At 45.0% G+C, this 26,237-nt stretch carries 25 protein-coding genes; 7 read left to right on the plus strand and 18 right to left on the minus strand.

The window, feature by feature from the left end:
* Nucleotides 1-101 precede the first annotated feature (101 nt).
* On the minus strand, nt 102-1,172 hold the full coding sequence (gene lptG, locus ACTL4S_RS11945) for an LPS export ABC transporter permease LptG (protein WP_004281054.1): 1,071 nt from the start codon (nt 1,170-1,172) through the stop codon (nt 102-104).
* Between the two features lie 2 nt (nt 1,173-1,174).
* Nucleotides 1,175-2,275, minus strand: a complete 1,101-nt coding sequence (gene lptF, locus ACTL4S_RS11950; RefSeq protein ID WP_005108446.1) for an LPS export ABC transporter permease LptF — start codon at nt 2,273-2,275, stop codon at nt 1,175-1,177.
* 156 nt (nt 2,276-2,431) lie between these two features.
* On the opposite strand from lptF, the gene ACTL4S_RS11955 reads away from it, so the two are divergent.
* Genes ACTL4S_RS11955 through blhA form a run of 3 tightly spaced genes read left to right on the plus strand, consistent with a single transcriptional unit; the run spans nt 2,432 to nt 4,936 of the window.
* On the plus strand, nt 2,432-3,880 hold the full coding sequence (locus ACTL4S_RS11955; RefSeq protein WP_004281052.1) for a leucyl aminopeptidase: 1,449 nt from the start codon (nt 2,432-2,434) through the stop codon (nt 3,878-3,880).
* Entirely contained in the window at nt 3,873-4,280 is a 408-nt protein-coding gene (locus ACTL4S_RS11960) for a DNA polymerase III subunit chi (protein WP_441299420.1), read from the plus strand. The genes ACTL4S_RS11955 and ACTL4S_RS11960 overlap by 8 nt, the downstream gene beginning before the upstream one ends.
* 26 nt (nt 4,281-4,306) lie before the next feature.
* Complete coding sequence (gene blhA / locus ACTL4S_RS11965) at nt 4,307-4,936, plus strand: cell division protein BlhA (RefSeq protein WP_004281050.1); 630 nt, start codon at nt 4,307-4,309, stop codon at nt 4,934-4,936.
* A gap of 61 nt (nt 4,937-4,997) precedes the next feature.
* Here the strand turns inward: blhA and ACTL4S_RS11970 are convergent, their stop codons facing one another.
* The 7 genes from ACTL4S_RS11970 to glnK all read right to left on the minus strand — a co-directional run bounded on the left by ACTL4S_RS11970 (nt 4,998) and on the right by glnK (nt 11,130).
* Nucleotides 4,998-5,543 (minus strand): VTT domain-containing protein, encoded by a 546-nt coding sequence (locus ACTL4S_RS11970; RefSeq protein WP_004281049.1) that lies wholly within the window; start codon nt 5,541-5,543, stop codon nt 4,998-5,000.
* A gap of 109 nt (nt 5,544-5,652) precedes the next feature.
* A complete protein-coding gene (locus tag ACTL4S_RS11975) occupies nt 5,653-6,312 on the minus strand; it encodes a riboflavin synthase (protein ID WP_004644909.1) in 660 nt (219 codons plus the stop codon).
* Between the two features lie 22 nt (nt 6,313-6,334).
* Nucleotides 6,335-7,627, minus strand: coding sequence for a DNA adenine methylase (locus ACTL4S_RS11980; RefSeq protein ID WP_441299421.1), 1,293 nt, complete (start codon nt 7,625-7,627; stop codon nt 6,335-6,337).
* Nucleotides 7,624-8,712: a bifunctional diaminohydroxyphosphoribosylaminopyrimidine deaminase/5-amino-6-(5-phosphoribosylamino)uracil reductase RibD gene (gene ribD / locus ACTL4S_RS11985; protein WP_441299422.1), complete on the minus strand. Its 1,089-nt coding sequence runs from the start codon at nt 8,710-8,712 to the stop codon at nt 7,624-7,626. The genes ACTL4S_RS11980 and ribD overlap by 4 nt, the downstream gene beginning before the upstream one ends.
* Before the next feature lie 2 nt (nt 8,713-8,714).
* Nucleotides 8,715-9,179, minus strand: coding sequence for a transcriptional regulator NrdR (gene nrdR / locus ACTL4S_RS11990; RefSeq protein ID WP_004281044.1), 465 nt, complete (start codon nt 9,177-9,179; stop codon nt 8,715-8,717).
* A gap of 140 nt (nt 9,180-9,319) precedes the next feature.
* The gene (locus ACTL4S_RS11995) at nt 9,320-10,732 is read right to left on the minus strand and encodes an ammonium transporter (protein WP_441299423.1); all 1,413 of its coding nucleotides are present in this window, start codon (nt 10,730-10,732) and stop codon (nt 9,320-9,322) included.
* A gap of 59 nt (nt 10,733-10,791) precedes the next feature.
* Nucleotides 10,792-11,130, minus strand: coding sequence for a P-II family nitrogen regulator (gene glnK / locus ACTL4S_RS12000; RefSeq protein ID WP_004281042.1), 339 nt, complete (start codon nt 11,128-11,130; stop codon nt 10,792-10,794).
* 277 nt (nt 11,131-11,407) lie between these two features.
* Here glnK and ACTL4S_RS12005 point away from each other — a divergent pair, with 277 nt between their 5' ends.
* On the plus strand, nt 11,408-11,635 hold the full coding sequence (locus ACTL4S_RS12005; protein WP_044108966.1) for an accessory factor UbiK family protein: 228 nt from the start codon (nt 11,408-11,410) through the stop codon (nt 11,633-11,635).
* Between the two features lie 66 nt (nt 11,636-11,701).
* Entirely contained in the window at nt 11,702-13,192 is a 1,491-nt protein-coding gene (locus ACTL4S_RS12010) for a YifB family Mg chelatase-like AAA ATPase (protein WP_441299424.1), read from the plus strand.
* 47 nt (nt 13,193-13,239) lie between these two features.
* Here ACTL4S_RS12010 and ACTL4S_RS12015 read toward each other — a convergent pair whose 3' ends face one another.
* Nucleotides 13,240-13,974, minus strand: a complete 735-nt coding sequence (locus ACTL4S_RS12015) for a TorF family putative porin (RefSeq protein WP_004732532.1) — start codon at nt 13,972-13,974, stop codon at nt 13,240-13,242.
* Nucleotides 13,975-14,572: 598 nt separating this feature from the next.
* Between ACTL4S_RS12015 and ACTL4S_RS12020 the strand changes: the two genes are divergently transcribed.
* Complete coding sequence (locus tag ACTL4S_RS12020; protein ID WP_180086762.1) at nt 14,573-15,910, plus strand: OprD family outer membrane porin; 1,338 nt, start codon at nt 14,573-14,575, stop codon at nt 15,908-15,910.
* Nucleotides 15,911-16,007: 97 nt separating this feature from the next.
* Here the strand turns inward: ACTL4S_RS12020 and ppa are convergent, their stop codons facing one another.
* The gene (ppa, locus tag ACTL4S_RS12025; RefSeq protein WP_004732536.1) at nt 16,008-16,544 is read right to left on the minus strand and encodes an inorganic diphosphatase; all 537 of its coding nucleotides are present in this window, start codon (nt 16,542-16,544) and stop codon (nt 16,008-16,010) included.
* Nucleotides 16,545-16,661: 117 nt separating this feature from the next.
* Complete coding sequence (locus ACTL4S_RS12030; RefSeq protein ID WP_005108437.1) at nt 16,662-17,060, minus strand: MAPEG family protein; 399 nt, start codon at nt 17,058-17,060, stop codon at nt 16,662-16,664.
* Between the two features lie 100 nt (nt 17,061-17,160).
* Between ACTL4S_RS12030 and ACTL4S_RS12035 the strand changes: the two genes are divergently transcribed.
* Nucleotides 17,161-17,541, plus strand: coding sequence for a hypothetical protein (locus ACTL4S_RS12035; RefSeq protein ID WP_005108436.1), 381 nt, complete (start codon nt 17,161-17,163; stop codon nt 17,539-17,541).
* A gap of 51 nt (nt 17,542-17,592) precedes the next feature.
* On the opposite strand, the gene ACTL4S_RS12040 is transcribed toward ACTL4S_RS12035, so the two are convergent.
* The 6 genes from ACTL4S_RS12040 to ACTL4S_RS12065 form a co-directional block, all read right to left on the minus strand.
* Nucleotides 17,593-19,269, minus strand: a complete 1,677-nt coding sequence (locus ACTL4S_RS12040) for a long-chain-fatty-acid--CoA ligase (RefSeq protein WP_004644897.1) — start codon at nt 19,267-19,269, stop codon at nt 17,593-17,595.
* 150 nt (nt 19,270-19,419) lie between these two features.
* Nucleotides 19,420-21,639 (minus strand): DNA topoisomerase IV subunit A, encoded by a 2,220-nt coding sequence (gene parC / locus ACTL4S_RS12045; protein ID WP_441299425.1) that lies wholly within the window; start codon nt 21,637-21,639, stop codon nt 19,420-19,422.
* 165 nt (nt 21,640-21,804) lie between these two features.
* On the minus strand, nt 21,805-23,124 hold the full coding sequence (gene niaP / locus ACTL4S_RS12050; RefSeq protein ID WP_004644895.1) for a niacin transporter NiaP: 1,320 nt from the start codon (nt 23,122-23,124) through the stop codon (nt 21,805-21,807).
* 129 nt (nt 23,125-23,253) lie between these two features.
* Complete coding sequence (locus ACTL4S_RS12055) at nt 23,254-23,898, minus strand: trimeric intracellular cation channel family protein (RefSeq protein WP_441299426.1); 645 nt, start codon at nt 23,896-23,898, stop codon at nt 23,254-23,256.
* 61 nt (nt 23,899-23,959) lie between these two features.
* Nucleotides 23,960-24,424 (minus strand): YchJ family protein, encoded by a 465-nt coding sequence (locus ACTL4S_RS12060; RefSeq protein WP_441299427.1) that lies wholly within the window; start codon nt 24,422-24,424, stop codon nt 23,960-23,962.
* Nucleotides 24,425-24,497: 73 nt separating this feature from the next.
* Entirely contained in the window at nt 24,498-26,075 is a 1,578-nt protein-coding gene (locus ACTL4S_RS12065; protein WP_222112356.1) for a TerC family protein, read from the minus strand.
* Between the last annotated feature and the right edge of the window lie 162 nt (nt 26,076-26,237).

A 26,237-nucleotide genomic window follows, 5' to 3' on the forward strand; every position in this document is an offset into this window, starting at 1 on the left:
GAATTAATCGCTCTATTTTAGCGAAGTTTATAAAAAGAGGCCATGACCCGTATATGGTTTAAGCCTCTCATGATGATTGATTTGTTCTATTTTCCTGTGCCTTAGCGCGCCCGATGCAGCAAGTATCCGCCGATGCCGAACATGATCAGAATCGGAATAAACACGAACCAGGCCGGAGATGGTGCATAAATCAGACTGGCATAGCCGAGGAAATCCTGCAGATAGAAGAAACCTAGTCCGGCAAATAAGGCAATCACCAGACGGAAACCCATGGATTGCTGACGCAACGGCCCGAAGATAAATGAACAGGCAATCACTACTAGTGCAATCAGGGCAAAAGGCGAACCAAGTTTTTGCCAGAAGGCCAGCTGATAGGTTTTCGGTACCTGGCTGTATTCATGCATATAGCTCATAAAGCTCACTAGTTGACTCGGCGATAAATCTTCAGGATCAATCGTCACCATATGTACATATTTGGGCTGCAATGCCAGCGCTAAAGGTTGCTGTTGTTGCTTAACCAACGTGGCATTGCCATTTTGTAAAATATCGAACTGCTCTGTATTGTCCAGTGTCCAGGAACCATCTTTAACGAATTGCCCCTGATCTGCCTGCAAGGTACCGCGCAAACGATAGTTCTGGTCAAAGTCCAGCATCTGCACATTTTTCAGCTGGCCTTGCGAGTTAGCATAATCGATATAAATAAAGCGCTGCCCTTCCCGAGTCCAGTAACCACGCACTTCACCGAGCTGAGCGGCTTTACTGGCACTCTTGACGCTTTTGGCCTGTTCATTGGTATAAGGAATGACCCACTCGCTCAGGGCAAATGACAACACCACCAACAACAGTGCCGAACGGATGACCCAGCCGACAATGCGCCATAAGCTCACGCCGACCGAACGCATCACAATCAGCTCGCTATTCGAGGCTAATGTACCAAGACCTAAAACTGCACCAATCAGTGCAGAAATCGGCAGGATTTCATATAAATAATTTGGTGCGCCCCAAAGCACATATTTCAAGGCATCCCAGGCACCATAACCATCTTTGAGCGAACCAAGCTCACCCAGATAAGTAAATAATACCTGTAAACCCGCCAATACCGCGGTTGCACCCAGCATCGCCAGCGCAGTGGTTTGGGTCACATGTTTTGCAACTATACGACGTGCCAACATTGTTAAGACCTCACTCGCTGAATCTGTTTCTTGATTTTCGGGCCTAATTTCTGTTTACGCGAGAACAAGGCACCCGCAATTGCATAGGCAATCAGAATCAATGGATAGGCCCAAATGCCCATTTCTTCTTTACTGATCCGGGTCTTCACTGCCATCAGGGCCACAATCAGACTGGCAAAAATCATGAGGGCAGGAAATAACTTGAGATATCGACCCTGTCGTGGACTCACTTCAGACAAGGCCACAGCCAGAATCAGGGCAATCAGAATCGCAAAAGGAACAAACACCCGCCAGCCCAGCTCACTGGCCACCACAGGATCCTGACGGTTCTGCCACAATTGCGAGGTCGGTAAGGCTTCAACTTCAGTACTGGCAAATTGCGCTTCTTCATCGCTTTCTAAGCGCAGACGATAGCTTTCAAATTCAGCTTGGGTATATTGCGGTGTGCCCGGATAGATCTCATAACGGCGACCTTGGACCAGATCCACCACATTGGCAGCATCATTCGGTACCTCAATTCGGGTGGCTTCCTGCGCCAGAATCATCACATCCGGTTTGCCTTCTTTTTCCGCACGCTGATAAAAGAAAATATCTTTTAAATTTTTACGGTCTTCTGACAGGTCACCGGCATAAATGGTATAGGGCCCAGAGGAGATAAATTCTTTCGGTCGCACCAGGTCAAAGCCGGTACGTACCGCCTGACTGGTGGTCAGGGCTTCAAACTGGCGAATGCCCCACGGCGCAGCCCACAGCATCAATCCGGCCTGAGCAATCAAAAACACCAGGGTCATCGGCACCAGTAGACGCGCCAATTGATGCCGACTGACGCCACTGCCATTCATCACGGCCATTTCATGGTCGACATATAAACGGCCAAACACCAGCATCAGTCCAATAAAGAAACCGAGCGGAAGAATCAGGGTCAAGAATTCAGGCAAACGGTAGCCAATAATGCTAAATAAAATGCCTGCATCCAGACGGCCTTGCGCCGCGACACCAAAATACTTGATCAGTCGACCGCCCATCATGATCAAGGTCAATAAGGCAATCACCACCAAGGATGTCGAGACAACTTGCTTGACCAGATAACGCCGAATAATCAAATTAATTCTTCCAAAATAAGGTCCATAAAACGAGTGCTAGTTTACCCGAATAGCAAAAATATAAAACCTAGGCCGCCCTGCCCATTGAAAATCTATTCGGATAAATGTTTCAATGACTGAATGATTTACCCATCTAGACAGGCGTGAAAACAGAATATGAAACTTACAATTAATACGTCATTCCCAGAGAATGGATCAAGTCAATCTTTGTTGATTTTAGTTGACTCAGAACAACTTCAGAATACAACCGCAACCTATCAAATCAATAATTTAGACACATTAATTGAAGCCTCTCAATTCAAGGCAGCGTTGGCGGAAAGCCTGAGCCTGATTGGTCAGGTGAGCCAGTCCAGCCATGCAGCACTAATTGGTTTAGGCAAGGTCGCTGAACTGCAACCGGCAAAACTTGCAAAAATCGCGCAAACTATTATTCAAGTCACTCAAAAAAAATTCAAACAGATTTCTGTAGATCTGACACAACTTCCACAAGAATTCCATTATCTGTTTGCGCTCTTCCTGACTCAGGCCAGCTATGGTTATGATGAATATAAATCCAAGAAGAATGAATTTGTGCTCGAGCAGATCGACCTGATTGCCACTCATAGCGTCTTAACTACCGAACAGTTGCAACTGGTACAAGCAGTGCAAAGCGGACAAAATCTGGCACGTGACCTGGGCAACCGTCCGGGCAATATCTGTTTCCCTGAATATCTTGCAGAACAGGCGGTGGCTTTGGCGGCTGAATATCCAGACCTACTTAAAGTCACAGTGCTGGATGAACAGCAAATGGCAGATTTAGGCATGGGCGCCTTCCTTGCGGTAAGTAAAGGTTCAGAGCGTCCTGGTCGGATTATCAGCATGGAATATCAGTCAGAGCGTAGCGAAGCACCGGTAGTCTTGGTGGGTAAAGGCATTACGTTTGATACCGGCGGTATTTCCCTTAAACCAGGCGCAGGCATGGACGAGATGAAATACGACATGTGCGGTGCAGCTTCTGTACTCGGTACAATGCGTGCATTGTGCGAAGCCCGCTTACCTCTACATGTGGTGGGAACCATCGCTGCAGCAGAAAACATGCCTTCAGGTAAAGCCACCCGTCCTGGTGATATCGTAACGACCATGAGCGGTCAGACGGTTGAAATCCTGAATACCGATGCCGAAGGTCGTTTGGTCCTATGTGATACCTTGACCTATGTAAAACGTTTTAATCCTGCTTTGGTGATTGATATTGCGACCTTAACCGGTGCCTGTGTGGTCGCTTTGGGTTCAGTACTAACGGGTCTGTTCACGCCAGATGATAAACTGGCAGCAGAACTAGAAGCTGCCGGCCAGCATTCCTTTGACCGGGTATGGCGTATGCCGGTACTGGAAGACTATCAGGAACAACTGGATTCACCATTTGCCGACATTGGCAATATCGGTGGTCCAAAAGCTGGTTCTGTGACTGCAGCCTGCTTCCTGCAACGTTTTACCCGTGAATATCGCTGGGCACATCTGGATGTTGCAGGTACGGCATGGAACTCAGGTACCAATAAAGGTGCAACCGGCCGTCCAGTTCCATTATTGATGCAATTCCTGACGAGTCGCGTTCAAAGCAATGGCTAAAGTCAGCTTTTATTTATTTGAAAAAAGCCCTGAACGACAAGTGGACAGCACTTGTCGTTTATGCCGTAAGATTCTGCGCCAGCCGGCGCGAATCTGGTTATTGTGTGCCGATACAGATTTGCAACAGCAGCTGGATGAACGCCTGTGGAGTTTTGATCCCGCGAGTTTTATTCCGCATGGTATTGACCAGCCTCAGGCGACGGTCTGTATTTCGGCAACACTGCCGGAACAGTCCGACTGGATTATTTTCAATTTTAATCCGGAAGCACTTGAACCTTACGCAAAATTTAGTCACATTATTGAGATCATTGAAAACCATGAAACGGCTAAACAGCTGGGTCGTGAAAAATTCAAGCAATATCGTCGTTTAGGTATTGAACCGGACACCCATAAGCTTTAACCGATATCATCCACAAGGAGAGGCACGTGGCATTAAATGTAGGTCCCGATTTTAAACAGCGCTGGTTAAATGTGCCGGAAGCTGTACGTCAGACCTTTATCGATGACCTCTCTCGGATCTGCGATATTTTAAAACCAGAAACGTCTTTGGAAGAATGGCAGAGTCGCGACCAGCGCTTACAGCAAGAATCTGAACGCAAGATTGAAGCTGCCTATGCACAGCGCAAGGCCGAATTAATTGAAGAAGCCCGTATTCGCAAACAGCTCGCGCTTGAAAAAGCCTTGGCCGAGAAACGTGCTGAAGAACAGGCCTATCAAGAACAGCTACGTCATGAGGAACAGCGTAAATTTAGCGAACAGAGTCAGGTGCTTGCTGAAATAAATACGCATCTAGAGGCTGAAGTGCAGCACTATGTCGCACGTTATGCAAAAAATCCTGAGACGACTTTTGATTTTGCCAAAGGTCGCATCCAGATTGAGGACCAGTCCATTTTATCCGAATTAGAAAGTGTGCGTTTACGTCTGGAACTTGAGGCAGAAACCGTGATTGAACAGACCGTGAATGCACTTCGTGAAAAAATGCGTGCGGCAGCCAAAGAAGAAATCGAGTATATGCTGAAAAATTCTGAATTTTCTGATCAGCCACGCAATATTTAAATGATCCTTTCACATTAAAAAAGCCCGAAAATTCGGGCTTTTTTATCTTCTATGTCGCATCTTACAAAAAATCTGCCAGCATAAAGGCAGCATTTCCGAGCAGATAGCCAATGCTTAATAAAGTGCCAATCCAGAGGATGCCACCCGCAATATTATAAAAGCTGAATGTGGCAAAGCTCATATGCGCTGAACCGGCAGCAAAAGGGCCAAATGAGCGGACAAAGGGAATAAAACGTGCGATTAAAATAGTTTTACCGCCATGTTTCATAAAATAGTGGTTGGTTTTCACCATATATTCCGGCTTAAAATAGCGTGAATGTTGATTGAAATATTTTAAGCCAAGAACTTTTCCGGTGTAATAATTCACGCTATAGCCCAGCACCGAAGCAGTGAATAACAACAGCCCCATCGAATGCAGGGTCACCAGATCGCTGCTGGCACATAAAGCTCCCACAGCCAGCAATAGACTGTCGCCGGGCAGGAAAAAGAAAAACACTGAACCGGTTTCTGCAAAAATCACCAGAAACAGGATTGCATAAATCCATACCCCATATTGATCGAGCAATAGCGGCAATGACTGTTCCAAGTTAAGTAAAAAATCGAGCATTCGACCCGTCCACCAAGGCAATATTTGCAAGTTGAACTGCTGATTATCCCGAAAAATAAAAAAACAGTCTAATTTTTCAATCAGACTGTTCAGTAAATCAACATTTCTCTTATTTTAAGAAACCATTTTCAGCCAGGAAATCCATACTGATTTTTGATTGTTCAGTGGTTTGGGCGGCTTTATCACCGAGCAATAAACGCTCGATATAACGTGCCAATACATCCACTTCCAGATTGACCTTGCTACCGACTTTCCAGGTACCGATATTGGTCCGTTCAGCCGTATGCGGAATCAGGTTCAGACTGATCACACTGCCACGTAAATGATTAATCGTCAGACTGATGCCGTCGACTGTGACCGAGCCTTTTTCTGCCAGATATTTGGCAATTTCAGCAGGTGCAGTGACTTCATAATAAATCGAACGCGCATCTTCACGAACCAGCGTGATCTCGCCGACTGCATCGACATGACCTGACACAATATGACCGCCAAAACGCGTAGTCGGCAACATGGCTTTTTCGACATTGACAGGCTGACCGGCTTTCCAGGTGCCGAGCGTGGTCCGGTTCAGACTTTCACGGGAAACATCAGCCGCATACCAGTTCTCGCCCCAGTCGATCACGGTCAGGCAGATACCATTGGTCGCGATAGAATCACCTAGATGTACATCAGACATGTCCAGATCGGTCTGGATGCGTAAACGTACATCGCCGCCAACGCTTTGCAGACTTTCGACTTTGCCGAGGCTTTCGATAATACCTGTAAACATTTTTATTTCCTTTTCAATTCTTTTACCAGAGGGCCAACTGGGTACTAACGCCGGTCGTATCCACACCGCCCAATTCTGCATAATGATGCAGCTGGCTGAGTAATTGACGGATCGGTGGACCTGACTTGGCGTGGGTATCGGTAATCACAATAAATTCCAGCACGCGGGCACGTTCAGACTGGCGCTGTTTGCTAACACGATAACGCGGCACATCCTGGGTTAGCAAGGTCACCCGGCCACGTTTCAGATTGGCCTGTAACAAATCGGTAGCGCTGATATTACCGTCAGTTGAATAACTGGTCAGAATGAAACGTGCATTGATGGTGGCCAACAGGCTCTCGTAAGCTTCTTTGGCATATTTAGAGGAATTGTACTGGCTCGGACGCTCTTTGCGCCATGCCCGGTCAATCCCGCTCTTAAAGCCCTTGGTATCCGGAGTCGGTAAATCGGCCTGATCCCATAAGGTCAGCGCATTCAGCACATGATAATTACTGCTATAAGCATGCTGATTATACGGTGGATCCAGATAAGCTACATCTACTTCAAAGCCGCTCATCTGGTTGGCCAGATGCTGGGCATCGACACACCACATTTCTGCGGCCATTCCCTTTTTCTGATCCGACTCGCAAAAACGGCTTGGAGTCAGCCACAGCAATGATTCAATCCGTTCCAGCGCAGTTTGGGTTTTCCCGCCCCAGCCATGATGAAAGCTTTTGAAAACGCCTGAAGTATTGCTGACAAAACTGGCGGAATACAGCAAGGGTGCCAGCAAGGCAGACATTTCCACATCATCAATTGCACCTTGTGCCTGCCAGGCGGCAATCTGCTGACGGATGGCATCAATACGCATGCCGTTACGACGTTTAAAAAACAAACGGTCACGGGCTGGATCATAAATTTCGTCATTACGCGGACACAGGTTATGCGTCACCCAGCCTTTAACTTCTGGCAAACGGTTCAGATAATCAATCGCTTTCTGATAGCCACCGAGTTCTTTAAATGCCGGTGCTTCCGTACAGGCCAATACCGCATGATTCAGCGCGTGGCTATACGGTTCCCAGTCATTGGCAATGACGCGATAGCCATTCTGACGGGCCAAGCGCGAAACCACGCCTGAACCTGCAAAAAAGTCAGCAAAAATCGGCGCACGGCCATCTTCACGTTTTAGGGTTCCCGTGCTCTCAAGTGCTTCCAGAATTAAATGTAGTAAACGGCGTTTGTTCCCCAGATAAGGAACCAGCTGATGGAAAAGATATTCATCTGTGGTACGTGCCGCATGGCGACGTTTGTGGTAAACCGTAGACTCTGGATTCATAGTGTCTCTTGAGAAGGAATTAACCTGAAGCGCACGTCATCACCCAAACGGGTCACGTCCTGCAATTTGAATCGAAGTTGTTCTGCCATTTGGCTGAATTCTGCATTAAACATACTACGCGCAGTTTGCCCCAATAGAGTCGGTGCAACATAACTGATGAGTTCATCCACCAGTTTTTCCTGTAAAAATGCGCTAGATAAAGTCGCTCCTGCCTCAACCAGCACGTCATAAATCTGATGCTGCTGAACCAGGTACTGTAATAATTCTTTTAACGGCTGAATCTCAAGCTGGATCACACCGAGATCGGCCAGTTCCTGACGATAAGGTCCCATCACCATCACCGTTTCTGGATTTTCCAAAATCTTGGCAGTAAGTGGCAAACGACCTTGGCGATCCAGAATAATCCGTTTTGGCTGAACAATCCTGCTGATGTCATCAACGCCTTTCAGGCTACGGACATTGAGCTGGCAATCATCGGCTAATACTGTTTCAATCCCGGTAATTACCCCACCAGAAATCGCACGCCAGTGCTGGACATCTTGTCGAGCCTCTATACCGGTAATCCATTTCGATTCACCCGAAGCCATGGCTGTACGACCATCTAAACTCGATGCAATTTTCACACGTACATAAGGCATCCCAGTCGCCATAGCTTTCAGAAAACCATAATTGAGTGGATATGCTTCATCTTCACAGATGCCCACTTCAACGTCGATACCAGCATCTTTCAGGATCTGTACACCTTTTCCGGCGACCAGTGGATTTGGATCAGGACAAGCCACGACGACTTTAGCTACGCCAGCTTCAACCAAACCTTTGGCACATGGAGGTGTACGACCATAATGCGCACAGGGTTCCAAAGTCACATAAGCGGTTGCACCACGTGCCTGTTCACCGGCCTGACGCAGCGCAAAGACTTCAGCATGTGGCTGGCCGGCTTGGGGATGAAAGCCTTCACCAATCACGATGCCATCTTTAACAATGACACAGCCGACATTCGGATTCGGTTTGGTGGAATATTGCCCCTGACGTGCCAATTCAATGGCCCGGCGCATCCAGATTTGATCTTGATTCAGTTCAGCCATGCTTATTCTTGTAATTCTCGTTGTTGCATCTGTTCAATCTGATGACGAAAAGCTTCGACATCCTGAAAATCCTGATAGACCGAAGCAAAACGCACATAGGCAACATGATCCAGAGCAAATAAAGACTGCATCACGATTTCACCGATGGTACGTGATTTCACATCACGCTCACCCAGACGGCGAATCTGTAGCTGAATATCGCTCAGCACGGTTTCAATCTGCTCCTGGGTCACCGGGCGTTTTTGCAAGGCATGCATCAGGGAACGGCGTAATTTGGCTTCATCGAAAGGTTCATTTTTGCCATCCGACTTGATGACGCGCGGCATCACCACTTCATAGCTTTCAAAGGTAGTGAAGCGTTCATTACAACTGACACATTCACGGCGACGACGAATCTGGCAGCCTTCAGCTGCCAGGCGTGAATCAATCACTTTACTGTCTGCAGTATTGCAAAATGGGCAATGCATAGCGGTTTAATTGAACAAATCCAGATGGATTCCGAGTGTAGCAAAAATTACAAACTTTGTAGAGTTTTACGCAACATATAGAAAAAAAACAGCCCATTCGGGCTGTTTTACACTATATATTGATTATGGTGTATTTATTATTATTCGACACGTTCGCCATGTTGGCTTAAATCCAGACCCATACGCTCATCATCAGATGCTACACGGATTCCAATGATCAAGTCGATGACTTTCAGGATAATGAAGGTCATGATCGCAGAGTAAGCAATTGTCGCCAGTACACCTTCCACTTGTACCCAAAGCTGATGCATGACATTGGCAGGAGCATTGTCACCCATGATGAATTCGCTGGCAAAGAACGCGGTTAAAATCGCACCGACAATACCACCTACACCATGCAAGCCAAAGGCATCTAAAGAATCATCGGCTTTCAATGCGCGTTTCAGTGCAGTAATACCCCAGAAACACACCACACCACCGATCAGACCCATCGCCAATGCACCGCCTACAGTCACAAAACCTGCAGCTGGAGTAATAACCACCAGACCGGCAACTGCACCTGATACACCGCCCAGTACAGAAGCTTTACCGCGTGCCAGTTTTTCAGTGATTAACCAAGAGATGGCTGCTGCCGCTGCTGCGACTTGAGTCACGATCAAGGCATAGCCTGCAGAACCGTTGGCACCTAATGCAGAACCACCGTTGAAACCAAACCAGCCTACCCAGAGCAAAGATGCACCGACCACAGTAAGCGTCAGGTTATGTGGTGCCATGGATTCACGACCCAAGCCCATACGTTTGCCTAGCATATACGCTGCTACCAGACCGGCAACACCCGAGTTGATATGTACAACCGTACCACCGGCAAAATCAAGCGCGCCGTCGTTACCTAACCAGCCGCCACCCCATACCCAGTGGGTAATTGGTGCATAGACGATCACCACCCAAAGTGCGATGAAAGCAACGAAAGCACCAAATTTCATACGTTCTGCAATCGAACCGCTGATGATGGCAACCGTAATGATGGCAAAAGTCATTTGGAAAATCACAAACAGGATTTCAGGAATCGTGCCTGAAAGCGCCTCTGTGGTAATACCGGCCAGCATGAATTTATCCAGGCCACCTATAAAGGCATTGCCTTCACCGAAAGCTAGGGTATAACCAATAATCACCCAAGCAATACTGACCACCGCCGCAGCAATAAAGCTATGTGCCATCGTCGCCAGAACGTTTTTCTTGCGGACCATACCGCCATAAAATAGCGCCAAGCCAGGAATGGTCATGAGTAAAACTAGAGCGGTAGAGGTTAAAACCCAGGCGGTATCGCCGGTATCTAGCGTTGGTTCTTCTTCTGCAGGCGCTGCAGCTTCAACTGGCGCTGCTTCAGCAATTGCTGCTGTAGTGTCTATTGTTGTATTTGTTGTATCGCCTGCTTCTTCAACAAGCACAATTTCTTCTGTCGGTGTTGTTGCTGTTGCAGCTTCTTCAGCCCATGCAACAGAACCACCAAAAAGAGCGCCGGCCATGCCGAACGCGAGTAGCATTTTTTTCATTCGTATCCCCCAACCAAGTTTTTGTGAGTTATTAGGTACTCAGCAAACTTCGTGCCAAGTTAGACAGCGTCTGCACCTGTTTCACCTGTACGAATACGGATGACTTGTTCTAAGTTAGTCACGAAAATTTTTCCGTCACCGATTTTTCCAGTGCTCGCCACACGAGTAATAGATTCAATCACCGCGTCTACCATTTCATCGCTAATCGCGATTTCAATTTTGACTTTCGGCAAGAAATCTACAACGTATTCAGCACCACGATAGAGTTCAGTGTGGCCTTTTTGACGACCAAAGCCTTTCACTTCAGTTACAGTGATGCCTTGAACACCAATTTCAGACAATGCTTCGCGAACATCGTCTAATTTAAAAGGTTTTACAATTGCAGTTACGAGCTTCATGTTTGTTTTCCTTCGGCTTATTTCACCAGTAAGGTTTTACGTTCAAATTTCATGCCAAGATTCCTAAGGTCGGGGGAAATTAGAAAGCCTGGCATGTGGTTTATTTATACCTTATTTTATACGGATAAAGGCTTTGAATCTTCAAAAAATAGACATTTTTTATGTGGATTTTTACAATATCTTTAATCGAATAAGTCTATATTTTGTCTGAAATACTATAGTCTGCATTTTAGCAATGCTAAACTGTGCGCTCCTTTCTACGGCGATGGATCAGACAATGATTGAAACTTTATTACAAGCAATTTTGCAGCAAGTCGAACAACCTAAGAAAGATTTAGAACATAATATCCGTGCCCTATTAAATGAAGCTGTATCTAAAATGGATTTGGTGTCTAAAGAAGAAATAGAACGTCAGCGTACTGCCCTAAATAATGCCAATCATCGCCTGAATGATTTACTGAAACAGGTGGAAGCATTAGAAGAGAAAATTTCGAACAAAAAGTAAGCACAACTACAGTGCACAAAAGACACCAGAACGATAAAAATAACGCACCATATTGGAACAATAATAATGTCTTTTGCCAAAATTTATACGCGAGGCTTGCTGGACCTGCATGCGCCTTTAATTGAAGTCGAAGTTCATGTCAGTTCGGGTATGCCTTCGCTCACTATAGTGGGGCTTCCCGAAGCGGCGGTACGTGAAAGTAAAGACCGGGTACGCTCTGCCATTTTGAATAGCGGCTTTCAATTTCCAACCAAACGTCTGACCATTAATCTGGCCCCTGCAGATCTGCCAAAAGATGGCTCACGTCTGGACTTACCGATTGCTTTAGGTATTTTAGTGGCCTCTGGGCAGCTGCCTGAAAATTGCACCGAGCATCTTGAATTTATTGGAGAATTGGCCCTCGATGGTCAATTACGTCCTGTCAGCGGCACCTTAAGTATTGCCATTGCCTGTCAAAGTGACCAGCATCAACTGATTTTGCCTGGCCCCAATGCACAGGAAGCCTGTCAGCTCCCAGACTTTAAAGTCTTTGCAGCCAATCATTTAAAAGAAGTGTGTGAACATCTTTCCCAAGCGCAGCGCTTACCGCAAATAGAAGCCAGTCCACTCAATACAGACCATTTTTATAAGTTTGATCTGGCGGATGTAAAAGGACAATTACGACCACGGCGTGGCTTGGAAATTGCTGCGGCAGGTGGTCATTCCCTGCTGTTTCGAGGCCCACCCGGAACAGGCAAGACCTTGCTGGCTTCTCGATTGCCCAGTATTTTGCCGCCCTTAAAGACGCAGGAAAATCTGGAAGTGGCCAGTATTTATTCGGTGGCGAATGCCAATCACCCTTTTGGACAACGGCCGTTTCGAGCACCACACCATACTGCTTCTGCGGTGGCATTGGTCGGTGGCGGCTCACACCCCAAGCCAGGAGAAATTACCCTGGCACATTTAGGGGTTTTATTTCTGGACGAACTGCCTGAATTCGACCGCAAAGTGCTGGAGGTTCTACGTCAGCCTTTGGAAGCGAAAGAAATCGTCATTTCCCGGGCATCACGCCAAATTACCTTTCCGGCTAATTTCCAGTTAGTAGCTGCCATGAATCCCTGTCCATGTGGGTATGCATTCAATCAAGATATCCGTTGCCAATGTTCGCCGGAAAGTATTAAGCGCTATCAGAACCGGATTTCAGGCCCCCTGCTGGATCGGATTGATTTGCATATTGATGTACCGCCATTACAAGCGCATGAATTACAGGACAATCGACCTACAGAAAACTCAGAAACGGTTAGACAACGCGTCATTGCAGCCTATGAAATTCAGATGCAACGGCAAAATACCTTGAATATGAGTTTGAGTCCAAAGCAGTTAGAGCAATATGCCGCATTAGATCAGTCTGCTCAGAATATGCTTGAAATGGCTCAGCAAAAACTGAATTTATCAGCGCGCGGCTATCATCGGGTCTTGCGTGTTGCACGCACCATTGCCGATTTAAATCAAAGTCCAGATATTCAAAGTCAGCATCTTTCGGAGGCCCTATCTTATCGCGGGCAGCAGCAGATTTAGATCATTAAAAAAAGGCGACCTAAGGTCGCCTTTTTATCTAAAGAGGATTAGAAGCTATAACCGAGTCCAAATACGACTTTATTCTTTTGTTTTTCATCAAAACGATCATAACCCCCCAAGATATAATTCATGCTTGCAGTTACACCTGTGTCACCAAGTGGCTTGCTTAAACCGATGTCAAAATGACGGAAACCAAAACTTTCTGTAGTTCCTTCAATAAAGTCACCTGATTTTTCATAAGCGTATAAGCCTAAAGCTGTATCCAAGCTAAAATCTTGTGGTAAAGCATAGCTATAAGTAGCTTTTAAATAGGTATCACCTGCATTGCCCCAAGTAGTATCTTCAAGAAGAGTTTGTGCTGTAACGCCCAAATCTTTATAGCTCATACCCAGTAACAGCTCAAATCCATCAGAATTGACATCAGATTCATAATAATAATAGTAGGTCGTACCGATCGTTAAACCTAAGTCATCATTGACTGCATGGCTATAGCCAGCATAGAAGTTATTTTCGAAAGCATCACGTCCTTCTTCAGACAAAGGGTAATCTAGCGTAGATCCCCACCAACCTGCATAGAAGCCAGACGCATGGTTATAATCAAGTCCACCTTGTAAGGTAGCGCCGCTATTTTCAGGAATGTTAGTAATACCACGCAAGTTATAGCTCGAAAGTACGCTGATATTTCCAGATACCGTATGTTCAGCAACAGGTTCTTCAGCAAAAGTAAAAGAAGATACAGCGCCCAATAAAGCAAGAGATAATACTTTTAATGTTAATTTCATTGTGTGGCTCCCCCCAGATCGTCTGAGACGTTTTTATGATCATTGATTAAACTCAAGCTCCAAATTTGCAAGAGTTATGCCAATCTGGATAAAAGGAACCAAAATAATAAATCTAAAAATACAAATAAAATTTAAGTTATTGTTTTTAATTTAAAATTTAAATTATAAAAAACTGAATTATCTAGGCTTTCTTTTAAATAAATGTATTTAAGGCTATTTCATCACTTTTTTAATACTTATACATAATCATTTACAATTTGCCCCATTTTGATTCCATTTTTGTAATGATTAAAATTTGTGCTAAAAAATAGTGCGTAATTTTTGATCATATTTTTCTCCCGTTTCAAAATAAATAAGCTGATCACATTCATTTCACCACTTTAGAAATATCATTTATAATTTCCAATAAAATTATGTTTTTACTCACTTTATACCGATAGGTTAGAAATTAATCACCTCAAATCCTTGCTATTGTTTAATTTGAGTTAAAAAAATCTAAACTTTAGTGGAATATATCCAATAAAAAATGACATTTTTTCAGCAATTCTTATACAATTCCTAAAAAATTCCGATCAATTTGTATAAGGCTCTCTTCCCAATGCAAAATTCAAAAAAATTAACATTAGCAGTTTTGATTCAGGCTGCTTTGGTTTCTACCGCTTTCGCTAGTGAGCAAAGCGAGTCTAAAGGTTTTGTAGAAGATGCTGAAGGTTCTGTACTTTTCCGGACTGGCTATTTGCACCGTGATAAAACCAATTACACTGATAACCAAACAGGTGAACGCAAAGTTGTTAATGATACGAGCTCATTTGCCCAAACTGCGATTGTTAAACTAGACTCTGGCTTTACTCAAGGTACTGTAGGCTTTGGTGCTGGTATTATTGGTGATGCTTCATTTAAGTTAGGTAATAATAATAATGCTGGTAATGGGATGATTCCTCGTGAAGCTGGTTTTAATGACCAGGGGGAATATAAAAAAGGCATTGGTGATACTTACGATCACTGGGCACGTGGTGGTGCTTATATAAAAGCTCGCGTGTCTAACACAACTGCTGTATATGGTACTCAGGTTCTTGATATTCCTGTATTAGCAAGTAATACAGCACGTTTAGTACCGGAATATTTCGAAGGTTTATTGGTTACAAGTAACGAAATTGATAACCTGACTTTGACTGCTGGTAAATTCACAAAGAACCAATATTCAGACCAAATCAATTCTGATGGGAATGAACTTGACCGTGCTGTGGTTTGGGGTGCGAAATATAAATTTAATGATGCCTTCAATACATCTTATTATGGTGTAGATGTTAAAGATAAACTTGATCGTCACTATGTTAATGCGAACTATAGCTATACCTTGGCTAATGACAGCACCTTAACTCATGACTTCAGTGGTTATCATACTGAATTTGATAAAGATGCGTCCACTTTCTCAGAAACAACTACAGACTTGTCTGACCGTCAAAACTCTATCTGGGCAGTTTCTACTACTTATAATAAAGATGTACATAATGTAATGCTCGCTTATCAACAGAATAGTGGTAATACCGGCTATGACTATGGTAGCAATGCGGACGGTGCACAATCTATTTACATGCCAAACTCATACTTATCTGACTTTGTTGGTAATGATGAGAAATCGCTTGGCTTGCAATATAATTACAGCTTCAAGAACCACGGTCTTCCTGGTTTAAACTGGACTTCTGCATTTGTATACGGTTGGGATATCAACGTAAATAACTCAGATAAAGAAGGCCAAGAACGTGAGTTCTTTAACCAAGTAAAATATACGGTTCAATCTGGTTTTGCCAAAGATAGTAGCTTACGTGTTCGTCACTCTTACCTACGTGCTAGCGACAACTACCAAGCTGGCAACTACATTGGTGACACTAATGAATGGCGTATCTGGTTAGACATTCCTGTGAAATTATTCTAATTCACACGAATTTCAAGCCATAAAAAAACCTGCACATTGTGCAGGTTTTTTTTTATTCTAGGCTTTAAAATTTTAAAGCCTAGACCACAGAAAGCAATTATTTGTTTGCTTCTGCATAAGCTTCGATTGAGCTCATAACTTCTTGTTTCGCAACATCAGCACCTTCCCAACCACTGAGCTTGACCCATTTTCCTGGCTCTAAATCTTTGTAGTGCTGGAAGAAATGTTCGATCTGGCTAATCAACAATGGAGGAAGATCAGTATATTCCTGAACATCTTTGTAGATTGGAGTCAGTTTGTCATGTGGAACTGCAACCAGTTTCGCATCAACACCACCGTCATCTTCCATGTTCAATTTACCGACAGGACGACAACGAATGACTGAACCTGGCTCTACTGGATGAGGCGTTACAACCAGTACGTCTAATGGGTCACCATCAAGCGATAATGTGTTTGGTACATAACCGTAGTTTGCTGGGTAGAACATTGCTGTACCCATGAAACGGTCTACAAATAACGCATCAGAATCTTTATCGATTTCGTATTTGATTGGTGCTGCATTTGCAGGAATTTCGATGATCACATAGATATCATTTGGCGCATCTTTACCCGCTGGGATATTGCTGTAGCTCATAGCATCACTCTTTAACAAGTTATATCTTTTAAAAAACCGCGACAATTATAACGGTTTTTAAAGATTTTTTTGGATTTTAAAATATCGAACTGTAAATATGTCCACAGACTTGATGACTTAAACCAACTTGATGATCAGCAGCAATAAAGCCACCGGACATAACATCGAGAGCAACCATACGATGGAGCGTAAAGTCGCCCAGTTGGCCAAATAGCAGATTCCGTACAACACACGAAAAACTAGATAGGCCACACCAAAAGTCATCACTACACTTTGCGGCACCACCATATATTCCGCCATTAAAATAGCAGCAATAAAGAGTGGTAAACTTTCAAAGCTGTTCTGCTGGGCAGCATTGGCGCGACTGGCCAAGCCTGAAGACTTTTCTAAAAATGCCCGTGGGTTCTGATTGTCTTTGCTGCTGAAGCCTGCTGATTTTTTTGCAATCAATGTAAACACATAAGGCAAAAGACAAGCGGCCAAAATGAGATAAATAACCCCACTAATGCTGTGCATCTGTTTTTTCTCATGAAAATTTTATCTCTATCATAGCATGGCATTTCGTGAATAAATTTTGTTAAATAGAGTGCTTTTTATTACTTGTTAAGGATTCACTATGGTCGCGCCTGATCAAAATGAAATGTTCGATGTCCTCGAGAAACAACGCCAGCATCAACGTCAAGTGGATCGCGTATTAAAAATTGTCCTGCCGATTGTGGCATTTCTGATGGCTGTCATTTGTGCCAATATGAATATCTGGTCACCAATCTTCACCTTTGCCATTTTATGGATTGCCTTTTATTTCGTCGGTATCAAGCGTATGCCTCTCTGGCACTGGCTGGTCGCGATTCTGGTGTATTGCTTGGTCGATAACATTCTAAGTTATGGCAGCTTTAATCAAACCGGATTTACTCGCCAGTTTGGCACCATGTTTATCTTCTTGGGAGTAGTTGGTGTAGGTCGTCCTTATTTTGATCGCTGGTTAATGAAAAAATAAAAAGTCCAAATCAAAAAAAGCGCCTGACGGCGCTTTTTTTTCTTATAGGTATTAGGCTGTTTTACGTAAATCTTTACGCAGGATTTTACCTACGTTTGATTTTGGCAATTCATCCATAAACTCGACATAACGTGGACGTTTATAACCGGTCAGGTTTTCTTTAGCGAATGCTAAAACTTCTTCTGTGGTTAAAGACGGATCTTTTTTCACGACAAACAGTTTTGGCACTTCACCCGATTTTTCATCTGGCACACCAATCGCAGCCACTTCCAGTACTTTTGGATGAGTTGCTACAACTTCTTCAATTTCAGATGGATAGACGTTAAAACCAGACACTAAAATCATGTCTTTCTTACGGTCTACAATTTTCACATAACCACGTGAATCCATGACACCGATATCACCGGTACGGAAGAAGCCATTCACCATGACTTTTTCAGTTTCATCCGGACGGTTCCAATAGCCTTTCATGACCTGAGGACCACGGATTGAAATTTCACCTTGCTCACCCAGTGGAACTTCATTGCCTTCATCATCCAGAATAGCCACTTCAGTTAATGGCAATGGAATGCCAATAGTGCCACTGAATTCTTCAGATGCAGGTGGATTTGCTGTTGCCACCGGAGAAGTTTCAGACAAGCCATAACCTTCAACGATATTGGTTCCAGTGACTTTCTTCCATGCTGCTGCAGTAGAAGGAAGTACGGCCATACCGCCACCCATCGCCATTTTCAATTTGCTATGATCAAGTTGCTTAAACTCTTCATTGTTTACCAGCGCATTGAACAATGTGTTCACTGCCGGGAAGAAAGTCGGTTGATATTTACGCAGCTCTTTCATTACCGCAGGTAAATCACGCGGGTTTGGAATCAGAACGTTGGCCTGACCTTTGTACATACCGTAAAGTGCACAAACCATGAAAGCAAAGATATGATAAAGCGGCAAAGCACAGAAAATACGGTCATCTGGCTGGCCATCTTGCGCACCAAATTTACTCTGGAAGATACCGTCACACTGCAACATGTTCGCAACCAGATTACGATGCGTCAGTTCAGCACCTTTAGATACACCCGTGGTACCACCTGTGTACTGAAGAACTGCAGTATCACTAAGGGTCAATTCAGGGCGTTTATAGTTACTTGGATTAACTTTAGACAAGGCCGCATTAAATCTCACATGGCCTGGAATATCCCAAGCTGGAATTTGCTTGCGTACAGAACGCAATACAAAGTTCACCAGTGTGCCTTTCAAGGCACCCAGCATGTCACCGACAGAAGCGACCACGACATGTTTCACTGGTGTTTTACCAATAATCGCTTGATAAACAGAAGCAAAGTTCTCAATAATTACCAGTACTTCAGCGCCTGAGTCATTCAATTGATGCTCAAGTTCACGCGATGTGTAGAGTGGATTCACGTTGACCAATACCAAACCTGCGCGGAACACCCCAAGTGCCACAACCGGATACTGAAGAACGTTTGGCATCATCACTGCCACACGTGAACCTTTTGCCAACCCCAAGCTTTGTAGATAAGTTGCAAACTTACGGCTCGCCTCTTCCAGTTCATTGAAAGTCATTGCCTTATCCATAAAGATAAAGGCATCACGCGAGCCGAATTTTTGGAAATTACGCTCAAAAATATCTACTAGAGAAGTATTTTCTGCTGGTAATTCTACTGTTTCTGGAATCCCTGTTTTTTGGTATTCAGCAAACCAAATTTTTTCCATAATGGCCATCTCTCCAATCATAATCCTTAGTATTTCAACTGTTTTTTTCAATATCACACGCCATTTTTAGACTTGTATATGTGCGATATTGCATCCATCTTGTTGAATCGTTGTTCATATATAACGTATTTCGCAGGATGGATGCTAGTCTTATCTTTGAATCAACAGTTTATTTGCTTTTTGATATCCGCGTGGTAAAAGCTGTCCTTTTGCACCGCGCTTACCGATATATTTGCGCAAATCATCCCCTTTTAATTTTAACTGCTGTTGTCCTGCAAGCACTTGAATTATTTCATCAAGCTTCAATATTGTCATGGACAAAATTTGATCACTATCTTCAAGTTGTATCAATTTATTTCCTTTACCTTTGTTCAATACAGGTAATTCTGCTAAATCGACAATCAACAGGCGTCCTGCTGAACTGAGCAGTGCAACATGCGTGGCATCATCGAGTGGCTGCAGGTTCATGACCTCTGCCCCTTCAGATAAATTCAGGAAAGCTTTCCCCGCTTTGGCACTGGTATCCAGCTGCTTGGCCTGGGTTTTAAAACCATAACCTTTATTACTTGCCGCTAGAATTTCAGTTTCATCCTCTGCCACCAGAACCTGTTTAAAACCCACCCCACTGCCAGGAGACAGTTTTGAACTGAGCGGCTCACCGAGACCACGTGCGGATGGCAATGTGTTGATGGCCAAGGCATAGCTACGGCCAGTGTCATCTAATACATAAACGCGTTGATTGGATTTGCCCTGTGCATGACTCAAGTACTGATCACCCGCACGGAAATTCAGATTTTCTGCATCGACTTCATGACCTTTGGCACAGCGAATCCAGCCAGCTTCTGATAACACCACCGTTACCGGATCGGCCGGCAACATTTCAGTTTCATTAATTGCAGCAGCTTCGGCACGTTGTACGATTGGCGAACGGCGATCATCACCAAATTTCTTGGCATCGTCTTTCAGTTCAGAAATGATCAGGCTTTTTAAAGATTCTGGATTGGCCAGTTGTTCACGAATTAATGCCGCTTTTGCTTCCAGTTCTTCCTGCTCACGGCGCATTTCCATTTCTTCAAGCTTGGCTAAATGACGCAATTTTAGTTCTAGAATCGCTTCGGCCTGAATCTCGTCAATATTAAAACGCTGCATCAAAACTGGTTTTGGCTGATCTTCTTCACGAATAATCTGAATCACTTCGTCAATATTCAGATAAGCAATGATCAGACCGCCGAGAATATGTAGGCGTTTTTCGATCTTGTTCAGATGATATTGCAGACGGCGTGTTACCGTGGTTTTACGGATTTCAATCCATTCCAGCAAAATACGACGAATTGATTTCACCTGTGGACGGCCATCGGCACCAATCATGTTCATATTGACACGATAACTGGATTCCAGATCGGTGGTGGCAAACAAGTGACTCATCACCGATTCGGCATCAATACGATTCGAACGCAGAACAATGACTAAACGGGTTGGATTGGCATGATCCGATTCATCCCGTACATCACTGACCAGTGGCAGTTTTTTGGCCTGCATCTGATCGGCAATCTGGGTGATGATTTTGGAGCCTGAGACCTGATATGGCAGTTCGGTGATGATAATTTCGTTTTTATCGACGCTATAGACCGCACGCATGCGATAACTGCCACGACCTGTGGTCTGAATTTTTAACAGTTCAGCAGGCGGGGTGATAATTTCGGCTTTGGTCGGCAAGTCTGGCGCAGGAATATATTCTGCGATTTTTTCATCGGTCAGGTTCGGATTACGAATTAGCGCAATCGTCCCTTTGACCACTTCACGCAGGTTATGCGGTGGAATGTCTGTGGCCATACCGACAGCAATACCAGTGGTGCCATTCAGCAAGATGTTCGGTACACGTGCCGGCAAGTTCACCGGTTCTTTCATCGAGCCGTCAAAGTTGTCCTGCCATTCACAGGTGCCCTGTCCCAGTTCAGACAGTAATAGTTCACTGTACTGGGAAAGCTTGGCTTCGGTATAACGCATCGCTGCGAAAGACTTTGGATCATCTGGTGAACCCCAGTTGCCCTGCCCTTCAATAAACGGGTAACGATAACTAAAGGGCTGTGCCATCAGCACCATGGCTTCATAACAGGCCGAGTCACCATGCGGATGATATTTACCCAGTACGTCACCGACTGTACGTGCCGATTTCTTCGGTTTGCTGGTCCATTTCAGGCCCAGCTCACTCATGGCATAGACAATCCGGCGCTGTACCGGTTTCAGGCCATCGCTAATATGAGGAAGTGCCCGATCCATAATCACGTACATGGCGTAATTCAGATAAGCTTGTTCGGTAAATTCTGCTACGGAGCGGTTTTCTGTCGCATGATGCGCAAGGCTTGTCATAACAACCTATAGTCCTAAATAATTCGTTTTTGTATCAATGTTTCTTATGCTAAGTCGTGGCTGTAGATGACACAAGGGCATCAAATCGTTCAGCGCGACAATTTGTGTCTTATGGCCTAAAAATATCCACTTTATAGGCCCTAAGCAACTAAAAAATCATTCCCTTTATAAGCCCATCGATTCGAGGGTCTTGCCTTTGGTTTCTTCACCCAAGACCAGAATCACAATCGCGACAGCGACCAGAACTGCCGTAAACATGGTAAAGACATAGCTAAAGCCATTCGGCATACCCATCAGATGGGTTACAGCAAAAGGTGCCGCGATACCGCCAATCCGGCCAACAGCCCCGGCCCAGCCTGAACCAAAGGCACGGATATTGGTCGGATATTGTTCCGGCGTATAAGTATAGAGTACGCCCCAGGCACCCAGATTAAAGAAGGACATCAGACAGCCCCAAATCACGATTTCAGTAACACTACCCGACTGACCAAAGAAATAGGCAGAAATCGCGCACATGCCAATAAAGCCGGCCAAAGTCGGCTTACGACCGAGTTTTTCGACCAGCCATGCCGCCACCAGATAACCGGGCAACTGCGCCAGAATCATAATCAGCACATATTCAAAAGACTGGACAATGCTATAGCCTTCTTTGACCAGTAAACTTGGCAACCAGGTAAAGATGCCATAATAGGAAAAGATAATACCGAACCAGATCAGCCAGAGCATAAGCGTACGGCGCGCAAAGATACCCGACCATAACTGGGAAAATGAAATATTCTGCTTCTCTGCGACCGGTTTCACTTCAAAAATTTCATAGACTTGAACGCCACATTGACGCTCAATCTTTTTCACCAGTGCCGAAGCTTCCTCTATACGGCCACGGTTAATCAGGAAAGGAATAGATTCCGGCACCATTTTCCAGATCACGATGGCATACAGCGCAGGCAGGCCACCAATCATGAAAGCGGTTTGCCAGCCAAAATCTGGAATGATAAAGCGCGATACTAGCGCCGCGACCAGCCAGCCCAGCCCCCAAAAACTTTCCAGCAAGACAATAAAACGGCCACGTACATGCGCAGGAATATATTCACTGACCAGCGTTACGGCCACGGGTAGCTGACCACCCAAGCCCAAACCGACGATAAAACGGAATACCAGCAGCCAGGTCAGATCCGGTGCAAAAGCACAAGCTGCAGTGGCCAGGCTATAAATGACCAGGGTCGCAGCAAAGACTGTTTTACGGCCAAAACGGTCTGCCAGGCCACCTGAACAAATCGCCCCGATCGCCATGCCGACAAAACCGATCGACACCACCCAGCTTTTTTGATCGGCAGTCATCTGCCAGTCTTCAGCCATTTTTGCCAGGATAAAGGAAATCAATCCGGTATCCATCGCATCAAACATCCAGCCCAGTCCAATCACCACCAGCAAGGTGTAGTGAAACCTACCAATCGGTAAGCGTTGTATGCGAGAAACTAAATCCATAACAAAAATCTCTGATCAGGTGGAACGGGAGATGCTGCTTTCTCAACAGGTGGGCTGCTTTATATTTTTTATACTACGAATTGAGCTGAATGCGGCTATTTTTATTGCCGCACTTTATACATTTAAAAATTAAGATTCGTCTTTGGAAGATGCCGAGTGCTCATCATCATATTTATAAATGAATTTTGGCATTTCCAGACCAAAATAGATGGCGATTAGACGTAAGCTAAAACCAAAAATCAGGGTAGACAAAATGGTCAGATCCTGCGACAAGCCGTAGTGGCTACAGAGCCAGTAAAAGATCACTGAAACAAAGGCAATACTGGCATACAGTTCACGGCGGAACACCAGCGGCACGTCATTACATAAAATGTCACGCAAAATCCCGCCAGACACACCGGTCAAAACACCCGCGACGGCGCTGACCACAAAACCATGTCCCATTTCCAGGGCAATCTGACAGCCAATAATGGTAAAGCCAATCAGGCCCAAGGCATCCAGCACCAGGAAGACATTACGTAACTGTCGCATCCATTTGGCAATCAGGATAGTGACGAAGGCTGCGCAACAGGTCAGCACCAGATATTCGGGATGTTTGACCCAGGTCAGGGGATAATGTCCAAGCAGAACATCGCGGACCGAACCACCACCCAGTGCAGTAACACAGGCAATAATCATCACGCCAAACCAGTCCATGCTGCGCCGGCCAGCGGACAGTGCCCCGGTCATGGCTTCAGCGGTAATTGCAATAATATAGATGACGGTCAGTAACATCGCCCTGCTTCCACCTGAGGCTTTGAGATGGCGGCTATTCTAAGCTAAATCTGTGTGAAAGTTATAAGAATCCGGCACAACATTGCTTAAATTTTTTACCTGAACCACAAATACAGGGCTGTTTCATGCCGAGGGTCTGATCCGTGGTCGGATCCAGGAAATACCAGCGACCTTCCAGCTTCACAAAATGTGAAACTTCATGATGTATCTGTGCCTGCTTACCATCATGATAATGAGCCTTGAACTCAACCAATGCATGATTTTTATCTAATTTTTCATCGGCTTGAACTATCTCAAGCTTTAACCACTGATTGGCTTTGCTCCAATCGCTAATCGCCTGCAGGTCCAGTGCCTGTTGCTGACCCAGCGCGGTGGTGGTTTTGATGTAATCGATTTCATGCTTCGCGAAGGCACTATAACGGGAACGCATGAGTTGCTGTGCAGTCTCTGAGACCTTTTGCCCTACATGCAGTGGCTGACAACAACTGTGATATTCGCCTTGTCCACATGGACATGCTTCTGACATTTCAGTTCCATAAAAATAGCCCGACAATGCGGGCTATTTTAGCAAACTTTACAGGCCAAACATTGGCTAGAATCTAGTCCTGTGCAGGAAGCTGCGGAATGATATGCACTTTATCGATCTTATGACCGTCCATCGTCACGACCTCAAAGATATGCCCATCTGCTTCAAACTTTTCACCGCTATGTGGTAAACGTGCCATATGGAACAATACATAACCAGATAAAGTCGAATATTCTTCGGTTTCATTGACCAGATCACGATCCAGCAGCAAGGAAACATGACGAATATCGGTGGAACCATCCAGAATCAGGCTGCCATCTTCCAGGCTTTCTGCAGCAGCTTGTAGCTCATCTTCATCCGGGAATTCACCGGCAATTGCCTCTAGTACATCAATTGGGGTAGCAATTCCTTCAATCGAACCATATTCATTCAGGACAATCGCCATCTGCAATGGAGCCTGACGCAATTGTTCCATCACCATCAGGACCTGGGCATTTTCATGCACAATCACCGGTTCACGTAAATGTTTTTCAAAATCCAGCACCCCCGTTTCAATGTATTCATTGAGGACTTTATGGGTCAGTACCACCCCGGCAATATTATCCAGTTCACCCCGGGCGATAATCAGACGCGAGTGGCTCATCTGCAATAACTGCTCTTTAATACTGTCGGCATCATTGTCCAGGTCAATCCATTCCAGTTCAGGACGCGGCGTCATTACCGATTTGACCGGACGTTCAGACAGACCCAGTACGCCCTGTACCATGACACTATGATAGATGCCATTGTCATCATTAAAGACTTCATCGGCAAAGGCACGGGTGGCCAGAACATCTTCCGGTTCAGACGAATCATTGTCCTGAGCAGGTTTACCACCCAGCATCCGCATTACGGCAGAAGCAGTACGGTAGCGCATGTCGGTGGTGGTCACCATTTTTTCCTGATTGCGTTTCATGGTCTGGTTGATAAATTCGACAATGACCGAGAAACCAATCGCAGCATATAGATAGCCTTTCGGAATATGGAAACCAAAGCCTTCTACCACCAGCGAGAAACCGATCATCATCAGAAAGCCCAGACACAGAATCACCACGGTCGGATGCTTGTTGACAAAATCCATCAGGGCTTTGGAGGCCCAGAGCATAATCCCGATGGCAATAATCACGGCAATCATCATCACTGACAGGTCTTTGACCATGCCAACCGCAGTAATCACACTGTCCAATGAGAAAACGGCATCCAACACCACGATCTGGACAATCACCATCCAGAATACTGCATGGACCGGATTTTCTTCTTTGATGACCGGTTTGGCTTCCAGACGCTCATGCAGTTCCATGGTGCCTTTAAACAGCAGGAACACCCCACCAAACAATAGAATCAGATCTCGACCTGAGAAAGCATGATCAAAAATATGGAACAGTGGATCAGTCAGAGTGACCACCCAGGCAATCGAGGCCAGCAAGATCAAACGCATTACCAAGGCCAGCATTAAGCCCACAATCCGCGCTGCATTACGCTGTTCGGGTGGCAGTTTCTCCGCCAAAATGGCAATAAAAACCAGATTGTCGATCCCGAGTACAATCTCAAGAACAATTAATGTGAGTAAACCGACCCAGGCTGAAGGGTCCGACATCCATTCAAAGATCATACGCTTGGCTCCTGAAACTCAGGACTGCAGCATTGAATGAACCGAGACTGTAATGAAACAGCATAATATTTTTGATATTGAACAATACCAATTACTTGACGGCGATTTATAGAGTTACACGGCCAACTACCACTACCCATTTTCGTTCTATTGTTGTGAAAC

It is taken from the genome of Acinetobacter lwoffii (assembly GCF_052078135.1).
Classification (GTDB): Bacteria; Pseudomonadota; Gammaproteobacteria; order Pseudomonadales; family Moraxellaceae; genus Acinetobacter; species Acinetobacter lwoffii_Z.

What these genes read in the sequence shown, in the direction of transcription:
- lptG (WP_004281054.1), bottom strand. Translation starts at nt 1,172, where the DNA reads ATGTTGGCACGTCGTATAGTTGCAAAACATGTGACCCAAACCACTGCG.
- ACTL4S_RS11955 (WP_004281052.1), top strand. Translation starts at nt 2,432, where the DNA reads ATGAAACTTACAATTAATACGTCATTCCCAGAGAATGGATCAAGTCAA.
- ACTL4S_RS11960 (WP_441299420.1), top strand. Translation starts at nt 3,873, where the DNA reads ATGGCTAAAGTCAGCTTTTATTTATTTGAAAAAAGCCCTGAACGACAA.
- ACTL4S_RS11970 (WP_004281049.1), bottom strand. Translation starts at nt 5,543, where the DNA reads ATGCTCGATTTTTTACTTAACTTGGAACAGTCATTGCCGCTATTGCTC.
- ACTL4S_RS11975 (WP_004644909.1), bottom strand. Translation starts at nt 6,312, where the DNA reads ATGTTTACAGGTATTATCGAAAGCCTCGGCAAAGTCGAAAGTCTGCAA.
- ACTL4S_RS11980 (WP_441299421.1), bottom strand. Translation starts at nt 7,627, where the DNA reads ATGAATCCAGAGTCTACGGTTTACCACAAACGTCGCCATGCGGCACGT.
- ribD (WP_441299422.1), bottom strand. Translation starts at nt 8,712, where the DNA reads ATGGCTGAACTGAATCAAGATCAAATCTGGATGCGCCGGGCCATTGAA.
- nrdR (WP_004281044.1), bottom strand. Translation starts at nt 9,179, where the DNA reads ATGCATTGCCCATTTTGCAATACTGCAGACAGTAAAGTGATTGATTCA.
- ACTL4S_RS11995 (WP_441299423.1), bottom strand. Translation starts at nt 10,732, where the DNA reads ATGAAAAAAATGCTACTCGCGTTCGGCATGGCCGGCGCTCTTTTTGGT.
- glnK (WP_004281042.1), bottom strand. Translation starts at nt 11,130, where the DNA reads ATGAAGCTCGTAACTGCAATTGTAAAACCTTTTAAATTAGACGATGTT.
- ACTL4S_RS12005 (WP_044108966.1), top strand. Translation starts at nt 11,408, where the DNA reads ATGATTGAAACTTTATTACAAGCAATTTTGCAGCAAGTCGAACAACCT.
- ACTL4S_RS12010 (WP_441299424.1), top strand. Translation starts at nt 11,702, where the DNA reads ATGTCTTTTGCCAAAATTTATACGCGAGGCTTGCTGGACCTGCATGCG.
- ACTL4S_RS12015 (WP_004732532.1), bottom strand. Translation starts at nt 13,974, where the DNA reads ATGAAATTAACATTAAAAGTATTATCTCTTGCTTTATTGGGCGCTGTA.
- ACTL4S_RS12020 (WP_180086762.1), top strand. Translation starts at nt 14,573, where the DNA reads ATGCAAAATTCAAAAAAATTAACATTAGCAGTTTTGATTCAGGCTGCT.
- ppa (WP_004732536.1), bottom strand. Translation starts at nt 16,544, where the DNA reads ATGAGCTACAGCAATATCCCAGCGGGTAAAGATGCGCCAAATGATATC.
- ACTL4S_RS12030 (WP_005108437.1), bottom strand. Translation starts at nt 17,060, where the DNA reads ATGCACAGCATTAGTGGGGTTATTTATCTCATTTTGGCCGCTTGTCTT.
- ACTL4S_RS12035 (WP_005108436.1), top strand. Translation starts at nt 17,161, where the DNA reads ATGGTCGCGCCTGATCAAAATGAAATGTTCGATGTCCTCGAGAAACAA.
- ACTL4S_RS12040 (WP_004644897.1), bottom strand. Translation starts at nt 19,269, where the DNA reads ATGGAAAAAATTTGGTTTGCTGAATACCAAAAAACAGGGATTCCAGAA.
- parC (WP_441299425.1), bottom strand. Translation starts at nt 21,639, where the DNA reads ATGACAAGCCTTGCGCATCATGCGACAGAAAACCGCTCCGTAGCAGAA.
- niaP (WP_004644895.1), bottom strand. Translation starts at nt 23,124, where the DNA reads ATGGATTTAGTTTCTCGCATACAACGCTTACCGATTGGTAGGTTTCAC.
- ACTL4S_RS12055 (WP_441299426.1), bottom strand. Translation starts at nt 23,898, where the DNA reads ATGTTACTGACCGTCATCTATATTATTGCAATTACCGCTGAAGCCATG.
- ACTL4S_RS12060 (WP_441299427.1), bottom strand. Translation starts at nt 24,424, where the DNA reads ATGTCAGAAGCATGTCCATGTGGACAAGGCGAATATCACAGTTGTTGT.
- ACTL4S_RS12065 (WP_222112356.1), bottom strand. Translation starts at nt 26,075, where the DNA reads ATGATCTTTGAATGGATGTCGGACCCTTCAGCCTGGGTCGGTTTACTC.